Annotated in this window: 21 protein-coding genes and 1 tRNA gene; 10 read left to right on the top strand and 12 right to left on the bottom strand. The window is 58.1% G+C overall.

From position 1 onward, the window contains the following. The coding region (gene polA / locus Q0650_RS02045; protein ID WP_298815396.1) for a DNA polymerase I at positions 1–2583 on the bottom strand (2583 nt) is incomplete at its 3' end. Positions 2584–2880: 297 nt separating this feature from the next. Between polA and Q0650_RS02040 the strand changes: the two genes are divergently transcribed. The 4 genes from Q0650_RS02040 to Q0650_RS02025 are packed head-to-tail and all read left to right on the top strand — an operon-like array spanning position 2881 to position 6424. After that, positions 2881–3939: a histone deacetylase gene (locus Q0650_RS02040; protein WP_298815394.1), complete on the top strand. Its 1059-nt coding sequence runs from the start codon at positions 2881–2883 to the stop codon at positions 3937–3939. Continuing rightward, positions 3936–4571 (top strand): imidazole glycerol phosphate synthase subunit HisH, encoded by a 636-nt coding sequence (hisH, locus tag Q0650_RS02035; protein ID WP_298815392.1) that lies wholly within the window; start codon positions 3936–3938, stop codon positions 4569–4571. The genes Q0650_RS02040 and hisH overlap by 4 nt, the downstream gene beginning before the upstream one ends. Continuing rightward, on the top strand, positions 4571–5302 hold the full coding sequence (gene hisA / locus Q0650_RS02030) for a 1-(5-phosphoribosyl)-5-[(5-phosphoribosylamino)methylideneamino]imidazole-4-carboxamide isomerase (protein WP_298815390.1): 732 nt from the start codon (positions 4571–4573) through the stop codon (positions 5300–5302). The genes hisH and hisA overlap by 1 nt, the downstream gene beginning before the upstream one ends. A gap of 27 nt (positions 5303–5329) precedes the next feature. Further along, entirely contained in the window at positions 5330–6424 is a 1095-nt protein-coding gene (locus tag Q0650_RS02025; protein WP_298815388.1) for a hypothetical protein, read from the top strand. A 29-nt stretch (positions 6425–6453) separates the two neighbouring features. Here the strand turns inward: Q0650_RS02025 and Q0650_RS02020 are convergent, their stop codons facing one another. After that, entirely contained in the window at positions 6454–7488 is a 1035-nt protein-coding gene (locus Q0650_RS02020) for a methyltransferase domain-containing protein (RefSeq protein WP_298815386.1), read from the bottom strand. A 136-nt stretch (positions 7489–7624) separates the two neighbouring features. On the opposite strand from Q0650_RS02020, the gene Q0650_RS02015 reads away from it, so the two are divergent. Beyond that, positions 7625–8890, top strand: a complete 1266-nt coding sequence (locus Q0650_RS02015; RefSeq protein ID WP_298815384.1) for a hypothetical protein — start codon at positions 7625–7627, stop codon at positions 8888–8890. A 381-nt stretch (positions 8891–9271) separates the two neighbouring features. On the opposite strand, the gene trmD is transcribed toward Q0650_RS02015, so the two are convergent. The 3 genes from trmD to Q0650_RS02000 are packed head-to-tail and all read right to left on the bottom strand — an operon-like array spanning position 9272 to position 11548. Continuing rightward, on the bottom strand, positions 9272–10027 hold the full coding sequence (trmD, locus tag Q0650_RS02010; RefSeq protein ID WP_298815383.1) for a tRNA (guanosine(37)-N1)-methyltransferase TrmD: 756 nt from the start codon (positions 10025–10027) through the stop codon (positions 9272–9274). A gap of 5 nt (positions 10028–10032) precedes the next feature. Continuing rightward, the gene (locus tag Q0650_RS02005; RefSeq protein WP_298815380.1) at positions 10033–10950 is read right to left on the bottom strand and encodes an alpha/beta hydrolase; all 918 of its coding nucleotides are present in this window, start codon (positions 10948–10950) and stop codon (positions 10033–10035) included. Positions 10951–10960: 10 nt separating this feature from the next. After that, positions 10961–11548: a GNAT family N-acetyltransferase gene (locus Q0650_RS02000; RefSeq protein ID WP_298815378.1), complete on the bottom strand. Its 588-nt coding sequence runs from the start codon at positions 11546–11548 to the stop codon at positions 10961–10963. Between the two features lie 251 nt (positions 11549–11799). Here Q0650_RS02000 and miaA point away from each other — a divergent pair, with 251 nt between their 5' ends. After that, entirely contained in the window at positions 11800–12690 is an 891-nt protein-coding gene (miaA, locus tag Q0650_RS01995; protein WP_298815376.1) for a tRNA (adenosine(37)-N6)-dimethylallyltransferase MiaA, read from the top strand. On the opposite strand, the gene Q0650_RS01990 is transcribed toward miaA, so the two are convergent. Both Q0650_RS01990 and Q0650_RS01985 read right to left on the bottom strand, forming a co-directional pair. After that, positions 12660–13496 carry an RDD family protein gene (locus Q0650_RS01990; RefSeq protein ID WP_298815374.1) on the bottom strand — a complete coding sequence of 279 codons (837 nt, stop codon included), beginning with the start codon at positions 13494–13496 and terminating at the stop codon, positions 12660–12662. The genes miaA and Q0650_RS01990 overlap by 31 nt on opposite strands. A 31-nt stretch (positions 13497–13527) precedes the next feature. Then, complete coding sequence (locus Q0650_RS01985; protein ID WP_298815371.1) at positions 13528–14199, bottom strand: histidine phosphatase family protein; 672 nt, start codon at positions 14197–14199, stop codon at positions 13528–13530. 155 nt (positions 14200–14354) lie between these two features. Between Q0650_RS01985 and Q0650_RS01980 the strand changes: the two genes are divergently transcribed. Continuing rightward, positions 14355–15992 (top strand): FAD-dependent thymidylate synthase, encoded by a 1638-nt coding sequence (locus Q0650_RS01980; protein ID WP_298815370.1) that lies wholly within the window; start codon positions 14355–14357, stop codon positions 15990–15992. Positions 15993–16208: 216 nt separating this feature from the next. Here Q0650_RS01980 and Q0650_RS01975 read toward each other — a convergent pair. From Q0650_RS01975 to gatB, 3 genes are all read right to left on the bottom strand, one after another. Beyond that, positions 16209–16294, bottom strand: a tRNA-Leu gene (locus Q0650_RS01975). 113 nt (positions 16295–16407) lie between these two features. After that, entirely contained in the window at positions 16408–17439 is a 1032-nt protein-coding gene (locus Q0650_RS01970; protein ID WP_298815368.1) for an SH3 domain-containing protein, read from the bottom strand. Then, positions 17436–18890, bottom strand: a complete 1455-nt coding sequence (gatB, locus tag Q0650_RS01965; protein WP_298815366.1) for an Asp-tRNA(Asn)/Glu-tRNA(Gln) amidotransferase subunit GatB — start codon at positions 18888–18890, stop codon at positions 17436–17438. The genes Q0650_RS01970 and gatB overlap by 4 nt, the downstream gene beginning before the upstream one ends. A 505-nt stretch (positions 18891–19395) precedes the next feature. On the opposite strand from gatB, the gene aceB reads away from it, so the two are divergent. Beyond that, positions 19396–20994: a malate synthase A gene (gene aceB, locus Q0650_RS01960; protein ID WP_298815364.1), complete on the top strand. Its 1599-nt coding sequence runs from the start codon at positions 19396–19398 to the stop codon at positions 20992–20994. Between the two features lie 255 nt (positions 20995–21249). Continuing rightward, a complete protein-coding gene (locus tag Q0650_RS01955) occupies positions 21250–22179 on the top strand; it encodes an NAD(P)-dependent oxidoreductase (RefSeq protein ID WP_298815363.1) in 930 nt (309 codons plus the stop codon). 83 nt (positions 22180–22262) lie between these two features. Here Q0650_RS01955 and Q0650_RS01950 read toward each other — a convergent pair whose 3' ends face one another. Together Q0650_RS01950 and Q0650_RS01945 are read right to left on the bottom strand one after the other, a co-directional pair. After that, the gene (locus Q0650_RS01950; RefSeq protein ID WP_298815360.1) at positions 22263–22673 is read right to left on the bottom strand and encodes a DUF3054 domain-containing protein; all 411 of its coding nucleotides are present in this window, start codon (positions 22671–22673) and stop codon (positions 22263–22265) included. A gap of 33 nt (positions 22674–22706) precedes the next feature. After that, entirely contained in the window at positions 22707–24107 is a 1401-nt protein-coding gene (locus Q0650_RS01945; RefSeq protein WP_298815357.1) for an alpha/beta fold hydrolase, read from the bottom strand. A 121-nt stretch (positions 24108–24228) separates the two neighbouring features. Between Q0650_RS01945 and Q0650_RS01940 the strand changes: the two genes are divergently transcribed. Beyond that, positions 24229–25068, top strand: a complete 840-nt coding sequence (locus Q0650_RS01940; RefSeq protein ID WP_298815355.1) for a pyruvate, water dikinase regulatory protein — start codon at positions 24229–24231, stop codon at positions 25066–25068. Positions 25069–25286: the final 218 nt, after the last annotated feature.

Raw genomic sequence — 25286 nt, 5'->3', positions numbered from 1 at the left:
ACCCTGAATCGGCGCATTGATTGCTTCGCGTTCCGCTGCCGCGCGCCGGACGCCACTCGCGCGCAAATCTTCCATCATGCGCCGCCGCCCAAACAGGGTCTGCACATAGCCGTGCTGGCGGCCAAAAGCAAGCGTCTGATCGATATAACGCCGGATGCCGGGGAATTGAGCGAACAGGTTATCGATCAGTTGACGCGCCATCTCGCGCTCGATGCCCAGTCGCTGCGCCAGACCAAAGGGGCTGATACCATAGATCACTCCAAAGACCACTGTTTTGGCCACCCGCCGCTGATTCTTGTCAACCTGCTCTGGCTCGACGCCGAATAACCGGCTGGCAGTCGCAGCGTGAATATCGAGACCTTGCTGGAACGCAGCGATCAGGTTCTCATCACCGCTGATATGCGCGAGAACGCGCAACTCAATCTGCGAGTAATCAGCGGCGACGAAACGGTGACCCGGCGCAGCGACAAATGCCCGGCGAATTTCCCGGCCCTCTTCAGTGCGCACAGGGATGTTTTGCAGGTTTGGATTGTTCGACGACAACCGACCGGTGGCAGCGCCGATCTGATTGTACGAAGTATGGATCCGACCGGTGCGCGGATTGACCAGCGCTGGCAGCGCATCAATGTAGGTGCTCTTGAGTTTGGTTAACTGGCGGTAGGCCAGAATATCGGCGGCAATCGGATAGAGCTGACTCAGTTCTTCTAATACCTCTGCGGTGATCGAGAAACCGCCACTCTTCAGTTTGCTCAATCCATAGGCCCGCGGATCAATCCCGATCCGCTCAAACAGCACCTCGTTCAACTGCTGACCGGAATTGATATTAAACTCTCCACCAGCCTGTTCGTAGATGCGCTCGACCAGCGCATCGATCCGCTGCGCGAAGCGCTGGCCGAGTTCGCGCAAATATTCCTGATCGAGCAGGATACCGGCCAGCTCCATCTCGGTCAACACCTCGATCAACGGCAGTTCTACGCGATAAAAGAGATCACGCAATGGCGGATCAGCATCAAGTTGCCGGCGCAACACATCGGTCAGACGCAGCGTATGCACGGCATCGGCGATAGCGTAAGGCGCAGCCTGGTCAATCGGCACTGCGCTAAAGCTAATCTGTTTACTCCCGCGACCGATCAGGTCTTCAATCGTGGTGGGTGGTTCGGGGATTTTCAGCTCATAGAAGGCCAAATCCTTCAACCCCTGTCGCTTGCCCAGCATTGCAGCGGCAATCATCGTATCAAAAGCCAGACCGGCCACTTTGATACCGGCACCGGCCAGCACCTCGGCATCGAACTTGGCGTTGTGCGCAAATTTTGGCTTATTGGGATCGGCAAAGAGCGGGTGCAGGGCCGCAACTACTTCGGCTAATGGCAACTGTTCGCCAGTCTCGTGGCCGACCGGGATGTAGCAGGCTTCCTCAGGCGAGATCGCGAGTGAAATCCCAACCAGATCGCTGCTAACGGCTTGAAGGCTGGTACTCTCAGTATCAAAGGCAAAGGCCGGCGCTGCTTGCAGGCGCGCAACCACTTCAGCCAAAGCAGTTGCGTCGCACACAATTTGAGCCGGTAACGACATGGCAGCCGTGGTAGCCGGCGCCGGCGGAGCGTCACCATCAAACAATGAGAGCTGAGTCGGCCCGACTTGAACCGTCGGCGCTGCCGGCAGATCGGCTGGCAGTTCGGCTAGAACCGGTGGTTGCACGACCGGCGGTAACTTCTTGATCAGGTTTGAACTGACACCGAACTCCAGCTCTTGCAACAGCGCCATCACTGCGGCGCGATCGTACGCCCCCAGCCGGGCCTTTTCCAGATCGAGCTGAACCGGCGCATCAGTCACAATGGTTGCCAGTTGGCGCGAGAAGCGCGCCGTATCGGCTTGTTCGCTGAGCAATGATTGATAACGCTTCGGCGCAGCAGCGATATTTTCCAGCAGTTGGTCAAGCGAACCAAACTGTTTAAGTAGGGCAATTGCCCCCTTTTCACCGATTCCGCGCACACCGGGAATGTTGTCGGATTGATCGCCTTTCAGCCCGCGTAGATCGGCTAACTGGCCCGGTTCAAGACCATCGTAACGCTTGCGCACCTGATCGAGATCGTACAGTGTCACGCTCGTTTTACCACTGTAGGGATTTGCCAGGGCCACCCGAACGTGATCGTTTACCAATTGCAACACGTCAGAATCGCCGGTCAGAACGATCGTATCAAGACCCTGTTCGGTCGCCTGCCGGGCCAGCGTGCCGATCACATCATCGGCCTCATACCCCTCGGCAGTATAAATCGGGATGGCCAGCGCCTCGAGGAGTTGTTTGATCCGCTCGAACTGTGGATGAAACTCTTCCGGCGTCTCGGCGCGACCGGCTTTGTACTCGGCGTACAGATCATCGCGAAAGGTGCGCCCAACATCAAAAGCCACTGCGACATACTCGGGCCGATAGTCTGACAGCGCGGTGAGAAGGATTTGCGCGAAGCCGAAGACGGCATACGTCGGCTCACCCCGCGACGAACGCAAGCCACTCTCGCGCAAGGCGAAAAACGCCCGATACGCCAGCGCATGGCCATCAACCAATACCAAAAGCGGGCGCGACATGCTGTGTCTCCTTCTCATCGATCGGGACATTGGGCCACGGCATTCCCGTTGCCGCCACTGCTGCGCATCGGATTATACCACGGTCAGCGCGCCTCTTCCCGCCATCCGGTTGCCTCGTGGTACAATGGGAGGCAACGCCGATAAGCAGGTGAGGTGATAATACCATCTGGCCGGTCGATCCACGCAGCCAAAGAACAGCTTAGATCGTGCATCGCGCGTCAGAGCAGCACGCCGCGAACATCGCAGGCACATCAGCTCGGTAGCGCTACACGCGCGCCATGACACTCATGACCTGATATGACTACTGCCATTGTGACCGATCAACGGTTCGATTTGCACACCTGGCACGGACACGTCGAGCAGGCAAGTCGTCTGCACGCTATCCAGCGCGCATTGCAAGCGTCGGGTCTGATGTCCAGATTAACTACGCTCCCAATCCGGCCCGCCACCGAAGCCGAACTGCTGGCCGTCCACAGCCCCCACATGTTGCAACGGGTGCGCCAGTTAGCCAGCTACGGCGGCGGACAGATCGACAGCGACACCTATGTTACTGCCGACTCGTGGGAGGTTGGGTTACTGGCAGCAGGCGCGACCATCGGTCTGGTTGAAGCGATTGCTACCGGACAATGCGAGAATGGCTTTGCCCTGGTCCGACCACCCGGCCACCACGCCACCGATATTCGCTCGATGGGATTTTGTCTCTTCAACAACATTGCGATTGCGGCGCGGGTCTTACTTGACCGGCACAACTACCGGCGCATTGCCATTATCGATTTCGATGTCCATCACGGCAACGGTACCCAGGATATCTTCTATCGCGACGAGCGAGTATTTTTCTGCTCGACGCATGCATCCCCTCTCTATCCAGGCACCGGCGCTGTTCACGAAACCGGCGATCCACGCACTGCCCCCGGCACAACGCTCAATGTGCCATTGCCTTACGGTACGGGCGATCAGGGCTACGACCGCATCTTTCGCCAGATTGTCGGCCCGGCGCTACGTCGTTTCCAGCCGGAGATGATCCTGATCTCAGCCGGTTTCGATGCCCATTGGAGCGATCCGATCGGGCCGATGGCGCTCTCGATCAAGGGTTTTGCCCGCATCGGACAACATCTGCTTAACTGGGCCGATGAACTGTGCCAGGGCAAAATCGGCTTCGTGCTTGAGGGTGGATACAGCCTGCCCGCCCTCGCTGCCGGTGTTGTCACAATCTTTCGCTTACTGCTCGGTCTGGATCCTGGCCCCGATCCAATTGGCGGCGTTGACACACCAGAACCGGCAATTGATCATATCATCAATACGTTGCGCAACCAACACCCGCTCTTGATGCAAACCGGTTATCAGGGAGAACCATGATTGCAGTCATTAACTATGGCGCCGGTAACCTGCCCAATGTCACGCGAGCTTTGCGGCGGGTTGGCGCTGATTTAATCGTTACCGATCAGCCCGATCTGATTCGCTCGGCGCATGCCGTCGTTTTACCCGGAGTCGGCGCGACCGCCGACACGATGGCAAGTTTGCAACAGCTTGGCATTGCTGACATCTTGCCGGATGTGGTAGCGGCAGGAGTGCCCTTTCTTGGAATCTGTGTTGGCATGCAGGTGTTGCTGAGCGAAAGTGAAGAATTCGGGCCTCACCCCTGTCTGAACATTGTGCCCGGCACTGTGCGTCGGTTACCCGATAGCGCCGGCAAGATTCCCCAGATTGGCTGGAACCAGATCCAGATCGCCCCTTCCTTTCGCAACCATCCGCTTCTGAATGACATTCCTGACGGAGCTGATGTCTATTTTGTCCATTCCTATTACTGTGACGTGACCGATCAATCGATTATCGCAGCTCACACCGGCTACGGTCTAGACTTCCCCAGCATCATCATTCGCGACCGGTTAGCGGCGGTGCAGTTTCACCCTGAAAAGAGCGGCGATTACGGGCTGCGCTTGCTGGCCAACTTTGTTGCCTGGAGCGGTAGCTCAGGGAGAGCAGCATAATGGAAATTATTCCTGCGATTGATTTGAAAGATGGACGTTGCGTGCGGTTATATCAGGGCGATTTCAACCAGATGACGGTCTATGCCGATGATCCGGTTGGCGTAGCCCGCAATTGGGAAGCGCAAGGCGCAACGCGACTGCATCTTGTCGATCTCGATGGCGCGCGCGCCGGACGACCACAGAATGTCGATGCGGTGCTGGCCATCACGCAGGCTGTCAGCATCCCGGTGCAGCTCGGCGGTGGCTTGCGCCGCGAAGAAGATGTTGAAGCAGCCCTGGCGCTAGGGGTTGAGCGCGTGATCATTGGCACTGCCGCTATCGCCGAAACCGGGCTGGTTGCCCGCTTACTCAACCGGTTCGGCGAGCGAGTTGTGATCGGCATAGATGCCCGCAATGGGATGGTTGCTACCGATGGCTGGACAGTCACTTCCACGGTATCGGCGACGAACCTGGCGGCGCAGATGGCTGCGCTCGGCGCGCGACGGATCGTCTATACTGACATCAGTCGCGATGGCGCCCTGAGCGGCCCCAACTTCACCGCGCTGGCCGAGCTTGTTGCTGCCAATGGCCCGGCAATCATTGCCAGTGGCGGTATCGCCTCGCTCGACCATCTGCGTCAACTTGCCCGGCTTGGAGTCGAGGGCGCGATTATCGGCAAAGCATTGTACGTGGGAGCAATCAGTCTCCCGGAAGCAATCGCGACCGCGCAAACCGCAACGCTGTCGCAATAGTCAGACCAGCAACAATCCGAGGTAATTATGACTAACTCAGACTTAACGGCGCGTTATGAAGAAGAACGGCTGCGCGCGCAAGAGCAATCACAACTGGTGTATCTGCAAGGCCAGATCGATGAATTGCGCCGCCTGCTCAAAGACCAGACCAATAAGTACCAGTGGGCAATGGAACAGGTGCGCAAGAATGAAGGCACAATCGCCCAGATCCAAACGCTCTTTGAGCGTCATACCGGCGACGTTGCTCAGGCTAACGAGATCGTGCGCCGTGATGTGGTCACGCTGCGCCGGGAAGTAGCGGCAGCGCTGGTCAAAATTGAAGAAGGCACGCGTCCGCTTCGCGATATGCAAGCGCAGATCCAGCAGATTGCCGAGGCGCGCAAACAAGACCGCGACTTCCTGGCCGGCTGGCTGAGTCGCATCGAGCAGGCTGAGCGGCAGATTGCAGCTCTATCATCGCAAATCAAAGAAATTGACGAGCGACAACGGCAGTTTGCTCTTCAGCTTGAGCGATTGCGCGAAGCTGACGCAGCAGTTATGCAGGAAGCGCGTCGACTAAACGACGAACTACAGGTGGAAAAACACCAGATGCGGCGGCTGGCGGTTGAGGCGCAACAATTCGCCGCCGATCTGCAACCGGCTATCGATGAGTTGCGTTCCCGAATCGAGCGCCTGGAAGAGATTCGCCAGCGCATTGATCTCTTTGCCGAAGAGTTGCCAGTGCAAATTAAGGAGATAAACGCGCAATTATCTGAAATTGCCGCCGAAATGCGGCGGATCGAACGCATCTCCACCGAGCGCTTCTTAATGAATCAAGAGCGGTTAGAAGAACTGCGTCAGATGGCCGACGAACGGATGAGCGCTTTGCAAGAGACTGACGAGCAGTATCTCCGCCAATTGACTTCCTGGCTTGAACGCATTGATAGCTGGCTGCGCGAGCTAGAACAACGTATCAGCCGCTCAACTGATCGGCTCGAACTTGAGCAGAAAGCTCAGTTGCTTCGCATCATGGAATTGGAGCGACGTGAAATGGAAACCCTTAACGCGCAATTTAACGCTCTACGCCAACGCCTTGAGCAGGTGAAGGCAGCGCGGATTGAGCTTGGCGGCGAACAAGAGTGATATAAGGTGTCGTGCCTATGTGTGGCGGATCACGCGCTATCAATTCGTCGCAGCGCGAAGATGCGCGGATATAGTCCGCCCAGATCGACTCGTAAACATTGTTCTTTGCGCCAGACAGGCAGGTCGGTCAGTGTGCGCTCCATCAAGCGCACTTCGTGGCTGATCAGCACGGCACACCCTCCGGGGCGGGTAACACGAGCAGCTTCACGCAGTAACGCCGGGTATAACGTGAGATTGTCGGCATGAGACCCAACTAAGTGCCCAAATGGTAAATCGGCCAGCACTACATTGAAACTGGCCGGCGGTAACGGTAATTGCCGCGCATCCCAATCGTACAATTCAACAGCATGACTGAGACGAGCGGCAGCCAGATTGCGATAGGCGCATGTGAGCGCTTCCGGATCGGTATCGCAGCCGATAGCCTGCGCTGCCGGCCCGATTAACAATCGCTCGATCAACAGGGTTCCGGAACCACAACCGATATTCAATATCCTGTCATTCGGGCGCGGTTTGCTTAACAGCGCCATTGCATGCGCTACCGGGCCATTTAACGCCCCTTCCCGGTTACACACCCGCCACGGGCGAGTCGCCAGGGGTCGCGGCGTAAGCCGCGCCAGCAGATCCCAACCGTTTCGTTCGCGACTGGGACGAAGGCGCAACACCAGATCGCCATCTTCGTCACCGATTGCCAGCCCCAACCGGACACTCAACTCATGCTTGAAGCGCCGCAGCACACTGCTATCAGCGCCAGCAGCGCTCAGAAAGAGCGTCTGAAATGTCCCGGCTGGATGCAGGTGGCGAACTGTTTCGATGAGCGCGAGAACGGCGCGAAAATGCTCATCGCCAAGCAAAGCGCGCGGGCGAGGAATGGTGAAACTGCGGACGAGAAACACTGAGATGGCGCAACGCAACTCAAATAATGCTGGCAAAGGGCCGCGCATTGTCGCTTCGATAACGCCACTCTCACGAGGAGGCTCAAGCCGGAGACCGACGATTCGCTGTGCTTCAGCCCGGGCCAGTTCTTCGAGACCAGCCGGAACAATGATTTCAACTCGATAAGACATTGTTATACTATACGGTAATCTGTCACGGTGATCAGGTAACGCTATCGCCTTATGAAATCCGTTGACGCTTTCGTCACAACATTTGTCGGCAAAGTCTTAACCAACGGCTTCTTGTCAGTATACACGCAAAATGCCTATGTACGTCGGAACAACAATCTGGCCACCTTTGCCGGCGCGACCACAGGCGCTGGCCGCAAGCTGGTCGAGCTATGACCGGGGTGCGTTGCGTGAATTCTTGCAACGCGCTCGCGAAATCGGGATCCAACAGGTACGCTTCGATCTGCGTTGGGCTGAAGTCCAGCCGGGAACCCAACGCATCTCGGTTGCGACCCTCGATGGGTTTCACCGTGGCCTCGATCTGGCTCAGGCCAATGGACTACAAGTTGTCGTCTCGCTACTCAGCGCCACCTTCGGCCCTGCCCTGCACCTGCCCGATTGGGCACTTGGCCTGCCAGCTCAGGCCTTGACAGCGCAGGGAGTGAGTGAATTACTGGCGTCGCCAGCCGTGTCCATTCTTGACAACAACTTCTACCGGCACGAACCGGCGCGCGATCTCTATGCCGATCCGGAAATGCGCGCAGCACAGCGTTACCTGTTGCGCGAAGTCATTGGTAACTTTGCTACCCATCCGGCTATCCACGGCTGGATATTGGGCGCCGGCTTTGAGCGCGCGCGACCGCCGGTCAATCACCGCGACATGGCAGCCTGGTGGGCCGATCTGGCCGACCGAGCGCGTGGTCACGGGGCCAAACAGTTGTTTGGTCAGGTTGATGCCGCTTCTTTGAGTAACCACGCTGGCCTACGACCCTACGATATTGCGATGGCCGGTGGCGCAGTGGTGGTGAGCGCCGGGCCGTGGTCGTCACCAGGTGACGGCTCACCTGACCGTGGCGCAGTGGTATGCTTCCTGCACGCAGTCGTAGCCGGTCTGCTGGCCGAGGAGGTCAACGATACTGCCGCCGCGCAGGTTGTAGTGGCCGATGTAGGCTGGCCAACTGCGCCGCGCCCGCAGTTGCGCGGCTGGCAATCCGATGAGATCTTTGCCCGCTCAGCTCAAACCTTCCTGGCCGATGAAGAGACTGTCGCAACCGCAGTGCAAACGACTGTGCAAACCCTGGCCAGCGCTGGAGCAGCAGCCGTCTGGTTCATCGGCATGGTCGATCCTGCCGAAGAGCACTGGCACGTCCCACCTTTCGACCGGAGCTGGATGGCGCGTACCTGGGGATTATGGACTGGAGATGGGCGAGCGAAGGCCGGATGGGAGGCCTTGCGCGAGGCAATTGGCAGTCTGCCGGCAAAGGAGTCGTTGCCCACGCTGCCAATTGATCCTGATCGATTCTGGCGCAATCCGGCGGCAGAATTACGCCGTCTCTGGCGTGAGTACCGGGCAGAGGCGGTGTAGTCTGCCCTGAAACCGCAATCTCTGCCATACTCCCCACTGCCCGGGCACATTGAGATCGGTCGGCGCAGTTGTGCCACCTGAATGTTGTGGCAAGCGGCGCAGGCGAGTGACCGCGCTGCGCACCCCATCGTTCCACCGGTGATTGCAAGCGCAGCAAAACAATTCCCCGCATTGGCGGTAAACGAACGCTTGCCGACGCCGCTCCCGCTTCTCAGCGGGGATGGCAGTCGGCATCCGGCTCCTGCTCCTCTCTAACCAACACGCGCCAGGCCAGAGCACAGTCCTCCGGGTATGAAAGAGGCATCCTTACCCATGCGCGGCTATCAAGCACCGAACACATATCGATGCCGGCACAATCCTCAGCCCTGAGCACGATAGCTGTCAATCTTGACGCTCAGGCTGCCAACCCCACTCCGCCAGTAACGCCAGATCTGCTTTGGTCAACACCCCGGCAGCGGCAGCGCGGGCCAGCAGATCGGGTCGGCGAGTCATTGTCCGCCGTAACCGCTCAGCCCGCCGCCAGCGGGCAATCTCGCCGTGATGACCTGACAACAACACCGGCGGCACCTCCAGACCCTCCCATACCGCCGGACGGGTGTAATGTGGGTATTCAAGCAAAAAGTCGCTGTGACTCTCCTCGACAATCGATTCGCTATCGATCACCCCCGGTACCAACCTCGCCACCGCATCCACCACCACCATTGCCGCCAGTTCGCCACCGGTCAATACGTAATCTCCAATGCTGATTTCACGGTCAATCAGCGTTGCGCGCACCCGTTCATCGATTCCTTCGTAGTGACCGCAAACCAGCAAAAGACGCGGCAAGGTCGCCAGTTCACGGGCCATACTTTGGGTAAACAGCTCTCCATCGGGGGTCAACAAAACCGTCAGACCGGGATGCGCATCAGCAGCGCGTACCGCGCGAATCGCTGCCGCCAGCGGCTCTGCCTTCATCACCATCCCAGCGCCACCGCCATACGGCGTATCATCGGCTGTGCGATGGCGATCGGTTGCCCACTGGCGAATGTCGTGCAAATGAATAACGATCTTCCCTGCCTGTTGCGCTCGCTTGAGAATACTCTCGGTGAGCGGCCCTTGAAACATTGCCGGGAAGAGGGTGAGAATGTCAAACCGCATGCCGGTCATGCCTCAACGCTACGCAAGTACTGATCAAAAAACTCAACCACTCGCCGGCAATAGGTGACTCGATCAACAAAATAGCCGCCGCAATGTTCCGCGCCGGGAACTTCCCATACCATCCGCGGTTCGCGAGCCGCGGCGTAGAGCTGGCGCGTGTGACTTACCGGCACGATTGAGTCATCCACACCGTGAATCAGAAAGATAGGACGGGGCGCAATCTGACCAATAGCATCAATCGGACGGGCCTGGCTGAAGCGGTAGCCGTGGCGACGGGCCACAATTGCATCAGCCAGTCGCACCAACGGCTTCGGCGGGATCGGTAACACCTGCGTAATGCTGTGCGCAACCACATCATCACCGGCGGTAAACGAACTATCGGCTACCAGTGCCTTGACCGACTGATCGCGAGCTGTGGCAAGAATGCCAACCGCTGCCCCCATTGAGTAGCCAATGACCCCGATGGTAGCATCGGGCATCCGTTGCCGGACATACGCCAGCGCAGCCAGCAGATCATCCACTTCACGGCTCACCAATGTCTTCGGCCAAGGATCAGAATCGCCGCGACCACGATAATCGAACAGCAACACATTGTAGCCAGAACGCCAGCAATAACTCCCGATACCCAGCAATTCATCTTTGCTGCCGGAGTGACCATGACTGCACACGATCACGGCGTTCGTCTCTGGTCGCGGTAACCACCAGCCTGCCAGCCGCAGATTGTCGCTGCTACGAAACTCAACTACTTCAAACGGCACCCCCAGTTCCCAGGGAGTAAAGGTATAACTGTCGAGATAGGTGCGACGCGGTTGGGCACTCACCCGCAGACTCACATAGTACGCTGTGCCAATGATCCCACCTAACACACCGATGGCGCCGGTCAGCGCCATCGGCAAAAGTTTCCAGCCAGATGTTTTCGCCATAACGGTATCCTCAAGCAGTCCCGATAAACTCAAAGACCGGCCTGGCCTGGGGCTGTAACAGCAACTGTATCTCGTAAAGGCCATCGGCATGTCGGCCATGAAACGGCAACCCCAGACCGGTAGCCAGTCGGATCATAGCCGTATTGTCAGCGTGGGTCAAGAAGATCAACCGCTCGATGTTTGCAGCCCGCGCCTCTTCGAGCAGTAATTCGAGCAACTGACGGCCTACACCTGTTCCCTGATAATCATCGCGCACTAGGATAGATGCCTCAGCCGCCTGCGGCTGGTGTGGTAGACGGGCAAAACGCGCGACGGCAATGGCCTCTTCCTGTCCCTGCTCATCGGCCAGCGCGACCAGAGCCGCTTCGCGGCGAGGATTAATTGCCGCTAACCGCTGGGCCGATTTATGCACCAGTTCCGGCGAAGCATGCTCGGCAGCAATGAAGAAGCGGCGATAGATCGACTCAGGGGAAAGGCGGTAAAACATGCGCTCGAGTAACCCGGCATCCGCGGCCACGAGGTGACGCACCCGCAGCGCGCGACCGTCGCGGGTTGTGATCGTGAGCGGCATTGCAGGGCTGTGATGTTGATCGTTCATAATTAACCTCCGCACATCGCTCGCGCTCAGATAGATCAGGTAGATGATGAGCAGCGCAGAAATATCGCAGTGAATGCCACCCTGAGCGCTGAGCTGCTGCTGCCGCTACACTGCAAGCACGTCGCTAAAGATATTGTAGCATGGGAGTGATACAGGGTCATATCTTTATGACGCATTGCATTATAAAGACACAACAAAAGTGAACAAACTGACACGCCACGACACACCATCATCAGCAACAGGGGAAGCCTTTGCGCGACTTGATAGCCATTGTTGGTCCCACCGCCACCGGTAAAACCGAACTGGCAATCGCATGGGCGCAGCGCCTTGACGGCGAGATTGTTTCAGCCGATTCGCGTCAGATCTATCGGGGCATGGATATTGGCACCGCCAAGCCAACACCGGATGAACAGGCCTATGCCCCACACCACCTGATCGATATTCGCGATCCGGATCAATCCTTCTCGCTGGCCGAATTTCAGGATCTGGCGCTTGCAGCTATTGCCGACATTGAGGCGCGCGGGCGCACTCCGCTCCTGGTCGGTGGCACCGGACAATACCTGGCAGCAGTGCTGGAAGGCTGGCAGATTCCGCGCGTGGCGCCGCAGCCGGCATTGCGCGCCGAACTCGAACAGTTGGCGGCGCGTGAAGGGCCGGAAACACTCCACGCTCGCCTTGCCGCAGTCGATCCGGTGGCTGCGGCTCGCATCCCTCCCACCAACATTCGGCGTGTTGTGCGCGCGCTTGAGGTCTACCTGGTCAGCGGAGAACCGATTTCGCGCCTGCAAGAACGACGACCACCGCCGTTTCGCCCACGGACAATCTGGCTTCATCGGCCACGGACTGAACTATACGCCCGCGCCGATGCCCGGATCGAGCGCATGATCGCCGCCGGCCTGGTTGACGAGGTTGCCAGCCTGCTGGCGCGTGGCTACGACTGGTCGCTCCCGGCAATGTCGAGTCTCGGCTATATCCAGTTTCGGCCTTATTTCGAAGGCACAGCCGATCTTGCAGCCTGCATCGAGCGCTTGCGTTTCGACACCCACGCTTTCATCCGCCGGCAAGAGATGTGGTTTCGCCGTTTGCCCAATCTGGAAATCTGGACACCCGATCACCCAGAATGGCGCTCCATCATAGCCTGAAAGACGCGATATTCACGCTCAACGTGTTCCAAAAATCGTTCGGGATGCCCACCGGCCAGCGGTAATTCCAGGCGCTGGTGAATCAGTACTGCAAGCTGCGCAGCCAAAGCTGCGCGCGCGCCAGCGCTTAAACTGTCGCGACGCTGCAAAAAATCAGTTATCAGCGTCCGTTCGGCAGGGGTTAACCGTTCGATGTTGGGCAACAGCGGCGTTGGCGGCGCATCTGGCGCGCGCTGCGGCACGCGCACCTCCACCGGCTTGAGAATGTTGTCAAGTATGATCGGCTCGCCTTCACGCGCGACGACAGTGCCGGCAGCCAGATCACCAAGCCGCCGGTTGTAACGATCGATGAAGAGGGAAAGCAATCCGATCCCATACCCGAGGGGCAAAAAATCGATTGCGCGCATCAGATTGCGCGTGATGACTGCGACCACATCGACAGGTCGGCCACCCTCACGCAAGACACGTAACCCTACCAGACGCTTACCTGGCGTTTGCCCATTCCAGATCAGTTCAAAGAAGACGTAGTAGCCCCAATTGAGCCCGAAGGAAAACAGGCCAAATAATGCCAGCCCCAGATCATTATTGAGCAGACCGGTATCACCGGTTACAGCAAAAGCAGTTAATCCGATCACGAACAAGAATGCCAGAATCGTGTAATCAACAACTGCCGCCATTGTCCGACTGGCCGGACCGGCAGGAGTGTAAACAAGCACAACGCCTTCTGGCGTTTCAACGTGATACAGCGATATTATCTCACGCGCCGACAGATCGTTACTCTGTGCCGGCAAGCTTGTTTGCGTCATAGCAATGGTGCCCACCTGAACCTGATACCGCTCATTGAGCTGGAAGCTCGGCATCATCGGGTGGCGTCGAAACCAGCTCTGGCAGATGTTCGACTTCCAAATGCTGCATATCATTCACCGTCTTCACCCGCCAGTGCTTGTATCCGATCTCAAGCACCGTCACCGACGTGTTGCCGATATGTGGGTAACGCCCAAAGTTCGTGTCGTGAAAGTTTTCTGCGTGAGCCAGCAGCGCGCGAATGCACCCGCCATGGGTTACAAAAGCAAGCGTCTTACCACGATGCTGCGCAACCATCGCCTCAACTGCTGTCACCACCCGCCGCCGCAACGCTGCAGTCGTCTCTCCGCCGCCGCGTGGCAGGTCAACCCCTTGCATGATCTGCTCCCACTCGGCTGGAAACCGGTCACGCACCTCATTTGTGGTCAGGCCACTCCACTCGCCGGTGTCAATCTCGCGCAATGCCGGCAACAATTGCACCGGCACCTTCAACACTGCCCCAATCTCCCACGCCGTCTGATATGCGCGCGAGAGATCGCTGCTGTAAATGGCTTGAAACTGCACTCCATCGCGCGCCAGCCGATTTGCCAGTAACCGGGCCTGTCGGTATCCAATTTCATTCAGTGGAACATCAATATGGCCCTGCCAGCGGCCTTCCATGTTCCAGTCGGTCTCGCCGTGACGGATCAAGTAGACGATGGTCATGATATTCCCCTGATAAAGCTGCTGTCATCAATTCTATGGTAGCACAGAGTTGCGACCGATATGTTAAAACCTGCAGCGCGCGCCTTTGCATCTATCGCCAGTAGTGTGGTATACAATAAACGCTGTGTAACCGAAACACATCCGAGAAGTGATCAATGTTTGGATATTACCCTGAAGACTTCACGCCCCAAGAGCGCGCGTTGTTGCAACCGTTTGTCACCAACGTTGACCGGCCCGTCTTCTGTCTGCGCAATCTGCCGGAAGTGGTGAAAGGAGCGCTCTTTGCCCGCTATAGCCGGAGCACGAAAAGCCTGCGCCGTCTTTTGCTTGACGAATTCATCAGCGAACCAGAGTCGGGTTTCGCTGCTATCGTATCGGCTGTCGGCGAGAGTCCTGCCGCCCAACTGATCGCAGCCCGTCAGGCTGAAGCGTTTTATGAGCGGGTATTGATCGGCTATGGTGACGACTCGGTCGCTGAGCTTGGCGGCGCTCATCTCGCCTGTGAGGGTGTCAGTAATATCGCCGCCAAACTGCTCGAAGATAGCCGACTCGGACTGTCACCACTTGAGAAGTCTACTCGTTATGTGCGCTTCGATCTGCCCGGACCAGATGGATACCCGTACCTGCGTGAACCGGTCATTATGGGTTCGCCATTTGCTGCCCGGTACGTAGCCGGGATGGATCGACTCTTCGCCACCTACAGCGCACTGCTGGCGCCGGTTCAGGCATGGTTGCAACACCAGTTCCCGCGCGATGAAACAACGACGCCGCGCGCGTACCGCCAGGCAATTCAAGCCAAAGCGCTCGATATGCTGCGTGGATTGTTGCCGATGGCCACGCAGACAAATGTCGGTCTGTTTGGCAATGGACGCGCCTTTGAATATCTGATTATCAAACTGGCGGCAGCGCCGTTCGCCGAAGCGCGCGCGCTGAGCGAAGCTATTCAGACCGAACTTGATTACGTTATTCCGGCGTTTGTGAAACGGGCGCGGAGCGAACGTGGACGCGCGTATGCTGCCTACCTGTCCGCTACACGCGAACAAGCGGCTCGACTGGCAGCGCAGATCGATGCGGAATTGCCCCCAGGTGATACCGTTACGGTTCAACTGGTTGATTACGATCCTCAGGCGGAAGAGAAGCTCGTCGCTGCCATTTTCTACCCGCACCTTGACCTGCCCCTGACAGCCATTCGTGAGCTGGTAGCGGCGATGCCCGATCATGAACGCCAGACAATCATCGCCGCGGCTGTGGGGGAACGGGTCAGTCGCTTCCATCGACCTGGACGCGCTTTTGAAGAACCATACTACACCTTTGACATTCTGGCCGACATCGGCGCCTATCGCGATCTCCAGCGCCATCGGGTGTTAACGCAAGAGCGGCAACGGTTTACGGTCGTCCACGGCTTCGTGACGCCACCAGAGCTGGAGCTCATCGGCGTTGCCGACCAGTACCGCGCGGCACTTGAGCAGGCTGCCGAACTGGTGACCGATCTGGAACGCCACTTCCCCCACGAGGCGCAATATGCAGTGCCGTTCGCCTTCCGCATCCGCTGGCGGGTCAAGCTCAACTTGCGCGAAGCCTACCATCTGATCGAGCTACGCAGCGCGCGGCAGGGTCACCCATCGTATCGAGCAGTTGCGCAGATGATGTTCCGCGCCATTAGCGCCGTGCATCCTGCGCTCGCCGCCGGCATGCGTTTCGTTGATCAGCGCGACTACGACCTTGAACGGCTGGCTGCCGAGCAACGGATCGATCAGAAGCGACAACAACTAGAGCAACAGAACGGAAGTTAAGCGATGCTGCCAGCCGGACATTGCGCTTGGGCTTACGCGCCGGGCGAACGGTTTCAGCACTGCGCCGAGGCGCTTTGTTAAGAGAAGCAGAGATCGTTGAGCCACAACCAGCGCGCGCTATGCGTGGCTTCTCCTCCTTCTTCCCCCTCATTTCATCACGAAAATGACAGCAGGTCGATCAGCGCGATCGACCTGCCGTTGGAACATCACAACGTTTGGTGCCGGAGACGGGACTCGAACCCGTAAGGGGTTTCCCCCAGCGGTTTTTAAGACCGCAGCGTTTGCCATTTCGCCACTCCGGCGCAAATGCCCCTCTATTATAGCAAATTTGCGACTACCGGTATCACGTTCAGGCGATAGCGCCGATCACGCGATGAACAAGAGCGGGCAGCTACGTGGGGAGGGAGGCTATGCCTTACCGCACCTCCAGAAAATCACCGGCGCACCAGCCTTCTGTGCCGGCACTGCGCACCTGCCACCACACCCGCCCATCCTGCTCGACTGGGCCGCCGATAATCTCAACCTGTGTGCCCGGCGCCAGGACTAACAAGACGGGAATATCGGCTCTGAGGCCGGGTTGGGCACGCATGTTAAGCGCGGGAATCCCCTCTACGACAAAAGCGATGCGTCCGACAGCCAATCCTTCCGGCAAAGGTGTTGGCTCAACCGTGATAGTCGGCTCTGCAACGGGTGTTACTGCCGCGCCAGGGGCAATTGTCGGCGCCGAAGTCGGCATCGCGGTCGCCGCCGGCGAAGGCGTAACAATCGGCGCGACCGGCGGCGCAACCGGAGCTGGATTTTGCAGACTTAACGCGATAGCCAGACCGATCACAAAGATGCTGACCACAATCAGCGCAGGCGCAACCCAGCCGGGCACAAGCAGACGACGATCCTCGTTGGCTTCGAAGGCGCGATGGCCCAATGAGCGGATACGATACGCTTCCTCGTAGGCAGTATGGCGATCGCGCACCTGCACCCGCACCGGTTGGTCGTCGGGCAAGGCTGTCTGCGATCGCATCGGTTGCGTTGCGCGCCGACGTGCCGGCTCGGTATCCGGCACAACCTGCACGCCATAGCGCGGCAACAGCATCACCGCCAGGCGCTGATACGCCGCCAGCGTTTCACCGGTTACGGCCAGATGCTCGCCGCGCGCGATCCGTCCGCGCAATCGATGAAGCCGCTGCACGGCATCGGCTTCATCGGCGCTAAGCGGATGCTGTTCGAGCGCCTGCATCGCCGCGATCACGCCGGCAAACGGACCGAGCGCCGCCGGCGAATGCAAGCGCAGGAGATGAGCGCGCAAAGTATCTTCGATGGCGCCGTGAATACTGAGCAGCGCCAGTTCCGGCACCTCACGCCGCGCGCGCGCCAGCGTATACTTTTCGCGCGCCGACTCCATCAAGGTAAGCGGATTCAGCGTAGTTGACTCATCACCGGTCAAGGTCATCCAAGTTCTGCCTCTAACAGTTCGCGCACCCGTTGCGCGTTAGCCTGCCCTTTGGTTGCCCGCATCACCATGCCAACCAGAAACTGGATCGCCGTGGTCTTCCCTTTGCGGTATTCGGCAATCGCTTTGGCCGCTTTTTCATCGGCTAACGCGGCCCGCACCGCTTCCAGCAATGCCCCATCGTCGCTGATCTGCGTCAGCCCTCGTTCAGCCACCAAAGTCGCCGGATCGACGCCGGTGGTAAAGACTTCTTCGAAGAGCTGCTTGGCGACAGCGCGCGTGATCGTGCCGCGTTGCACCAGATCAATCAGCGTCGCCAATCGGTTTACCGGCATCCGCTCGATCAGGGCGGTCGCCGGCTCACCGCGGTCCTTCAGCAGGCGAAAACCCTCGTTAAGCACCCAGTTCGCGACCTCTTTCGCTCCGTCGGGCCGATTGACTGCCGCCACTGCGGTTTCGTAATAATCGGCAATCGCCCGTTCCTGAGTGAGCAGATCGGCATCCTGCCACGACAAACCATGCGTAGCCATCAGGCGCGCCCGCCGGGCATCAGGCAGCTCGGGTAATTCGGCTTTGCGCGCAGCAATCCATTCCGGCGACAGCACCAGCGGTGGAATATCAGGTTCAGGAAAATAGCGGTAATCGTGAGCATACTCCTTGGAACGTTGACCCTCTGTGCGACCAAGGTCTTCACGCCAACCGCGCGTCTCTTGTTCGATAACGCCACCCGCTTCGAGCACGCGAATCTGCCGCTCAATTTCATATGCCAGCGCCCGCTCAACAAAGCGGAATGAATTAATATTCTTGATCTCAACCTTTGCCCCGTAACGGTCAGAGCCGACCGGACGCACGCTTACGTTGGCGTCACAGCGCAACGCCCCCTCTTCCAGATTGCCACTATTCGCCCCGATCCAGACCAGAATCTGGCGGATCTTCTCGAAGGTGAGCCGCGCCTCTTCCGGTGTGCGAATATCGGGTCGGGTGACAATCTCCATTAACGGCATGCCGCTGCGATTGTAGTCGATCAGTGAAGAGCCATCAGGACTATGGATCAAACGACCCGTGTCTTCTTCAATATGCAGACGCTCGATCCCGATCCGACGCACTTCGCCGGCAGCAGTGCGGATCTCGATTGCGCCATCACTACAGAGTGGCTCATCATATTGAGTTATTTGAAAACCCTTGGGCAAATCGGGATACGGGTACGATTTACGAGCAAAGATCGAGCGTTCATTCACTCGACAACCCAGCGCCAGCCCGCAGAGAGCGGCCAGCTCGACAGCGCGGGCATTGAGCACCGGCAGCGCGCCTGGCAAGCCCAGGCTCACCACCGACACGCGCGTATTAGGCGGCGCACCGGCGTAATCGGTGCTACAACCGTCAAACATCTTGGAAACCGTTAAGACGTGAGCGTGGATCTCCAGCCCAATTGTGGCAATATATTCTGGCATAGCCTTCCTCACGCAATGTCACCTCGCCCCTATTGTACCCGGTTTTCAGCGACCTTGCGCGAAATGGGCGGCGACAATCCCCTTCCCCCGCTCTGTGATGTCCTCCCGGTGTTTGCGATGAAGTGTCAACGATGTGGCAGAAAAGGTTGCGAATGACACTCATTCTGTTCGATTGCGGCGCCATGCGGCTGTGCAGAGTAGCCGCCCCCCTCTACTCACGACCCACATCAGAGACATTGCGACGCACCGGCACAATGGCGACCGATAACCGGCCATCGTTCACCCCTCAGGTCATGTATCGAGGAGGCAAAGCAATGCAGCGCATCATTCCGGCTATTCCACGCGCATCGATGAGCGTCACCGGCTCCCACTGCGCGCGGCCCTCCATCACGCCCTTTTGCCATTGAATGGAAGTACAAGGCTTACACACCAAAAACATTCGGTACGACATTTTCTGGTATAATAAACCACGGAAAGTTTTTCCACATGATGAAAGGAGCGTTGTATGACCGCCCCTGCTCTCCCAACCGGAGTGACCATTACCGCGCCGATTACGCCGGAATACGCCGAGATTCTCACCCCAGAAGCGCTAGAATTTCTTGCAACGCTACACCGTCGCTTTAACGCGCGCCGCCTTGAATTACTCGCCCGCCGCGGCGAACGGCAGCGCGCTCTTGATGCCGGCGAGCGCCCAGATTTCCTCCCCGAAACAGCTCATATTCGTGAAAGTGACTGGACAATCGCGCCTTTTCCATCGCAGCTCAACGACCGTCGGGTCGAGATTACCGGTCCCGTTGATCGCAAGATGATCATCAACGCCCTCAATTCAGGCGCAAAGGTCTTCATGGCCGACTTCGAGGACGCCAACACACCCACCTGGCAAAATCAGATCGAAGGCCAGATCAATCTGCGTGATGCGCTCCGGCGCACCATCACCTACACCAGCCCGGAAGGCAAACACTACACGCTCAATTCCAATCCGGCGATCCTGTTTGTGCGTCCACGTGGCTGGCACCTCAACGAAAAACATGTGCTGATCGATGGCGAACCGATGTCCGGTTCGATCTTCGATTTCGGTCTCTACTTCTTCCACAATGCCCAAACGGCGATTGATGTCCAGGGCGGTCCCTATTTCTACTTACCCAAACTGGAGAGCCACCTGGAAGCGCGGCTCTGGAATGACATCTTCATCCTGGCCCAGGAATTGCGCGGCATTCCACGCGGCACGATTAAGGCTACCGTGCTGATCGAGACCATCCTCGCCGCATTTGAGATGGATGAGATCCTCTACGAGCTGCGCGAGCATTCGGCTGGCCTGAATTGTGGACGCTGGGACTACATCTTCTCGTGCATCAAGAAGTTCCGCAACGACCCCAATTTCTGCCTGGCCGACCGCGCACTGGTGACAATGACCACCCACTTTATGCGCTCGTATTCGCTGCTGACGATCAAGACCTGCCACCGTCGCGGCGCGCATGCCATGGGTGGCATGGCGGCGCAGATTCCGATCAAGCACGATCCGGTCGCCAATGAGGCGGCGCTGGCCAAGGTGCGCGCCGACAAAGAGCGCGAGGCGAACGACGGCCACGATGGCACATGGGTTGCTCACCCCGGTCTGGTACCAGTTGCGATGGAGGTGTTCGATCGCCTGATGCCAACTCCTAACCAGATCGGTCGCCAGCGTGACGATGTCCACGTGACTGCCGGCGATCTGCTCGCCTTTGGCCCAGAGGCCCCGATTACCGAACAGGGTATGCGGCTGAATATCAACGTCGGCATTCAGTATCTCGGCGCCTGGCTGGCCGGCAACGGCTGCGTGCCGGTCTTCAATCTGATGGAAGACGCCGCCACTGCCGAAATCTCACGCGCCCAGATCTGGCAGTGGATCCGTAGCCCGAAAGGGGTGCTGGAAGACGGTCGCAAGGTGACGGTTGAACTCTTCCGCCAGATGCTACCCGAAGAGCTGACTAAGGTGCGTGAGATTCTCGGCCCGGCTTACGAAGATGGTCGTTACGAAGAAGCTGCTGAACTCTTTGACGAGATTACGACAGATGCGAATTTCGTCGAGTTTTTGACCCTGCCGGCTTACGAACGGATTCCGTAGCTCACCACCATCAGGTTGATGTTCGGTCGAGACGCGCTTGAGTGCGTCTCGACCACCGTTTCGCCACTTCCCATCCACCATTTGCCCAACTTTTGTCAGGTAAATTTCCGCTGGCAACAGATGCGGCTGCATGCTACAATGTTCAATAACCCGCTGCACCTACACAGACAAGCACCGCACTCGCCGATGTGCAGCCTGCTCTACAAGTCGGGCGGTTACAGAGCAGTCACCCGCCCCTACACGACGAGGTGACCTATGACGAGTTATCTGATTGCTGGCGCAGGGGGATACATCGGCTCACGCCTGGCAGCGCGCCTCCTCGCCGCTGGTCATCGTGTGCGCGGTCTTGTCTATAGCGCCGAAGATCCGGTAGTCGAACGCCTTGCCGCCCGTGGCATGGCGGTCTGGATTGGTGACCTGACTCGCCCCGAAACCATTGACGGTGTGACCGACGAGATCGAGGTTGTCTACAACCTCACCAATCGCATGCCGATTGATGGCTCCGCTCTGCTCCGCTCTCTCTACGTTGATGGCAATCAACACCTGATTGCGATGTCTGTTCGCTCTCGCACTGTTCGCGCCTACGTTTGGGCTTCCAGTGTTGCCCCCTACGGCGATCACGGCGAGAGCTGGGTAGATGAAGACAGCCCGATTGCGCCATCATACCCGCTAGGCACAATTCTTGCCACTGCCGAGCAGGCCATCTTACAAGCGGTGCGCGCCTACCGCTTCCCGGCAATCATCCTGCGGATGGCAACCATCTACGGCCCTGACCGCGACCCGGTGGAAGCTATCGCCAGCGGCCAGCTTACTATCTACGGCAATGGGCGTAATTTTGTGCCGCACATTCACATCGATGACGCAGTAGAGGCGTTGATCCGTGTCGCCGAAATCGGTCAGATCGGCTCTATCTACAACGTTTGTGATGATGAACCAATGCGCTTGATCGAGATTGTCGGTGAGGTACGCCGTCGGCTTGGCATGTTGCCACCGCGCGTGTTCGATCCACAAGTGGGCCTGCGCGCCGGCCTCGATCGTTCAGTGATCGGTATGCTGACTGCATCGGTTCGGCTGAGCAATGCCCGGATGCGCCACGATCTAGGACTTGAACTTCACTACCCCAGTCTCCGCTACTGGATTGATGAACGGCTACCGATTGAACTGGCCGTTGGTGTCGGCAGGTGAGCAGGGTAGATAGCGGTGCGCATCACAAAACAAGAGCACGCTTGAAACAATCAAGCGTGCTCTTGTTGCATTGAACTTTGTCACTAAGCGCGCCGCGCCATCCACCAGCTATAAGCGCCGCGCCAGATCAGCAGCAAGGCCGCTACGGTCAGAAACGTGACCAGCGCAAAGCTAAAAGGACTGGAACGACCCAGTTGCAGCCAGCGCAGGCCAAGCCCCAACGGCAGCGCAATCAACCATGCGCCGAGCGTGAGCCAGAGCATCCGCAATGGCGGCTGCTGGCGAAATAAGCCAAACCAGGGCGCGATGAGCAGCCATCCGATGAAGAATGGCAACCCCACCCGCAACGAGGCGAGCAACGGATTTTCATCAACCAGACCGTGTGAACTGCGCCCCAGGAATGCGAAGATTATGAACACCAGCGCATCGCCCACTACGAGCGCAATCAACCGTGACCATGACACCGTAATAAATGAACGATTGGTTGTATCCATAACAATAGCTGCCCTGCTTTATCAATCAACAGACTAAGACAAGCGACCACCTGTGCCTGCATCCACCGAAGATATGCCCTTTATCGCCTGCAATTCGCGTGCCAGCCCTTGCTGTTGCCAGTTGGCCAACCGCAAACGCAAGGCCAGCGCGCTGGCAATATTCCACAATACCGCATTACCCAAAACTGGATCGTCTTCGACCAATGCGCGCAATCGCTCACGTCGCAACGCCAGAATGGTCACGCCATCTTCGCCGGCGCGAAGATCGGCGCTGCGCCGACCTCCATCGAGGAGCGACATCTCGCCGGTAATCTGGCCGACCACGACCGTGGTTAACAGCCGTTGACTGTTCGGATCATGATCGATGGGTGGGCTCCAGACTTCTAGCGAACCTTCCTGCACCAGATACAGATCGGTCGATTCCTGGTTTGTGCGGTCAATCATTGCTCCAGGCGGGTAGCGCCGTCGCTCAAGATGGGCCGCCAGCCGGGTGCGCTGAGCCAGGCTTAGGCCATTGCCGACTTGCGAATTGGCCAAAAATTCAGCAACTTGCGCTGTTACCTCCGCTGGCTGCACCAGTGTATCAGGCTGACCAATGATGGAAGGTAAACCGAGATAACTCGCAATATAGCGCATCGTCACGTCGGGAGTTTCGAAATGCGGCCAGTGACCGGCCTTAGGCACGATGCGCAGATCGGCGTTGCGCCATTCATCGGCCACAACACCGGCATCGCGCAGCGGCACAGTATTATCTTCAGCGCCCCAGATGACCAGCGCCGGTGTCTCTAGCTCGCGTAGCCGACCACTAAGGTCTTGCTTGCGCATTGCCACAAAACATTCAGCCCGCACACGCCCTTGCCCCGGTCGGCGCGCATCGGCGCGCAGACGCAGGTAATCCGCCTCTGAAATGGCAGAGCGTTCAGCAAATGAGGCCGGTTTCATCAGGCTATCGGTCACCGAGAGCATCGACGGTTCGAGCAACGCGAGCAATCGACTAAAGATCGGAAAACGTTCGATCATCGTGATCGGTGACACAAATGTGTTGATCCAGAATGAGAGGCGACCAGAAATAGTTGGACAGATCAAGACCATTCGATCCACCAGTTGGGGAACCTGCAAGGCTACGGTCGCGCTGATCATGCCTCCCATCGAATGACCGACCAGCACTGCCGGATGGTCGCTCAGACTGGTAATCAGTCGGGCCACCAGTTGGGCATAGCGACCAATGGTTGCTCGTTCGCGCAATGGAGGAGATTCGCCGTAGCCAGGCAAATCAAGCGCCACGCAACGGAACCGCCTGCTCAGCAGCGGTATGAGTGGCGACATAGCAAACGATGAACTCGACCATCCATGAATCAATATCGCCACCTGGGCCTGTCGTGGCCCTACGTCGAGCGCGTGGATCTTCGCGTTATCGATCGAAAAGACTTCCATACCTTTTAGCTTTGCGCGTTAAGCAACCTGTTATGTGTTATCATACTAACACACGCACTGATTTGTCTATCGGTATTGTGCCTGATTGCAGGCAAATTGTGGATTACGAAACGTTTTCGGAATGAGCGAGTCAACTGGCTCCCATCCAGCGCCACCTCTCTACATAGTTTCTGGCGGTGCCGGCGCCGTCGGTGAGCAGGTGGCGCGCCTGACTCTTTCCCAATTTGAAGGGGCCGAAGTGCCCCTTATTATTGTGCCAAATGTGCGCACACCGGAACAGATTGCCGACGTTGTCGCGCAAGCCGCGCAGCAGAATGGCACCATCCTGCACACACTGATGGAACCGGCGCTGCGCCGCGAACTGATGCGACTGGCCCGCGAGATGGGCGTCGCCGAGATCGATCTCGTTGGGAGCGTGTTGTCGCGCCTGGCAACCGTGCTCCAGAAAGAGCCGCTCGGCAAACCGGGTTTGTACCAAATGCGCCGATCATCGTATTTTGCCCGGCTGGAAGCCATCGAATATACCGTTGATCACGACGATGGCAATAAACCTCGCGAGTTGCATCAGGCCGATATTGTCCTGGTTGGCGTCTCGCGGGTCGGCAAGACACCGCTCAGCATGTATCTCGCCGTGCTGGGCTGGAAGGTGGCAAACGTGCCGCTGGTGCGCGAAATCCCGCTGCCCGCCGACCTGTTTCAGGTCGATCCCCGTCGCGTGATCGGCCTGATTGTCGAAGCTGAGCAGATCGCTGCTCGACGACGCTGGCGTCAACGTCGCATGGGGGTTAGTCTCGGCAACGTCTATACCAACCTCGAAGCTGCAATTGAAGAAGTAGAGTGGGCCAGGCGCATCTTTCGCCAACACGGTTGGACGATGCTCAATGTGACCGATAAATCCATCGAAGAGAGCGCCGACGAGATCATCTCGCTGATTTCACGCCGGTTTAGCGCTCCTGGGTAAACCGGCCTGGCACACTGGTCGTCAGGCCAGGCGACATTTTGCATATCACGCCCACAAATACTATACTGTTACCGCAGGATTTTTCAAATCACACTGGATCAGACTCAGGCCATCAGACTGATTTGCAGGATGTAGTTCCAGAGGTCGGGCCGAATGCCCGCGCATGGCTGGTCTGCTGGATCGTTCCGCAAACTGATGTCTCGTTCGGGCTGTCGGGG

Origin of the sequence: uncultured Chloroflexus sp. (assembly GCF_937129525.1) — a bacterium.
Lineage (GTDB): Bacteria > Chloroflexota > Chloroflexia > Chloroflexales > Chloroflexaceae > Chloroflexus.
The sequence above is the reverse complement of the archived record's forward strand: the minus strand, read 5'-3'. Positions and strand labels throughout refer to the sequence as shown.

Coding starts and splice junctions, on each gene's coding strand:
- Q0650_RS02040 (WP_298815394.1), top strand. CDS start 2,881: ATGACTACTGCCATTGTGACCGATCAACGGTTCGATTTGCACACCTGG.
- hisH (WP_298815392.1), top strand. CDS start 3,936: ATGATTGCAGTCATTAACTATGGCGCCGGTAACCTGCCCAATGTCACG.
- hisA (WP_298815390.1), top strand. CDS start 4,571: ATGGAAATTATTCCTGCGATTGATTTGAAAGATGGACGTTGCGTGCGG.
- Q0650_RS02025 (WP_298815388.1), top strand. CDS start 5,330: ATGACTAACTCAGACTTAACGGCGCGTTATGAAGAAGAACGGCTGCGC.
- Q0650_RS02020 (WP_298815386.1), bottom strand. CDS start 7,488: ATGTCTTATCGAGTTGAAATCATTGTTCCGGCTGGTCTCGAAGAACTG.
- Q0650_RS02015 (WP_298815384.1), top strand. CDS start 7,625: ATGTACGTCGGAACAACAATCTGGCCACCTTTGCCGGCGCGACCACAG.
- trmD (WP_298815383.1), bottom strand. CDS start 10,027: ATGCGGTTTGACATTCTCACCCTCTTCCCGGCAATGTTTCAAGGGCCG.
- Q0650_RS02005 (WP_298815380.1), bottom strand. CDS start 10,950: ATGGCGAAAACATCTGGCTGGAAACTTTTGCCGATGGCGCTGACCGGC.
- Q0650_RS02000 (WP_298815378.1), bottom strand. CDS start 11,548: ATGAACGATCAACATCACAGCCCTGCAATGCCGCTCACGATCACAACC.
- Q0650_RS01990 (WP_298815374.1), bottom strand. CDS start 13,496: ATGACGCAAACAAGCTTGCCGGCACAGAGTAACGATCTGTCGGCGCGT.
- Q0650_RS01985 (WP_298815371.1), bottom strand. CDS start 14,199: ATGACCATCGTCTACTTGATCCGTCACGGCGAGACCGACTGGAACATG.
- Q0650_RS01980 (WP_298815370.1), top strand. CDS start 14,355: ATGTTTGGATATTACCCTGAAGACTTCACGCCCCAAGAGCGCGCGTTG.
- Q0650_RS01970 (WP_298815368.1), bottom strand. CDS start 17,439: ATGACCTTGACCGGTGATGAGTCAACTACGCTGAATCCGCTTACCTTG.
- gatB (WP_298815366.1), bottom strand. CDS start 18,890: ATGCCAGAATATATTGCCACAATTGGGCTGGAGATCCACGCTCACGTC.
- aceB (WP_298815364.1), top strand. CDS start 19,396: ATGACCGCCCCTGCTCTCCCAACCGGAGTGACCATTACCGCGCCGATT.
- Q0650_RS01955 (WP_298815363.1), top strand. CDS start 21,250: ATGACGAGTTATCTGATTGCTGGCGCAGGGGGATACATCGGCTCACGC.
- Q0650_RS01950 (WP_298815360.1), bottom strand. CDS start 22,673: ATGGATACAACCAATCGTTCATTTATTACGGTGTCATGGTCACGGTTG.
- Q0650_RS01945 (WP_298815357.1), bottom strand. CDS start 24,107: ATGGAAGTCTTTTCGATCGATAACGCGAAGATCCACGCGCTCGACGTA.
- Q0650_RS01940 (WP_298815355.1), top strand. CDS start 24,229: ATGAGCGAGTCAACTGGCTCCCATCCAGCGCCACCTCTCTACATAGTT.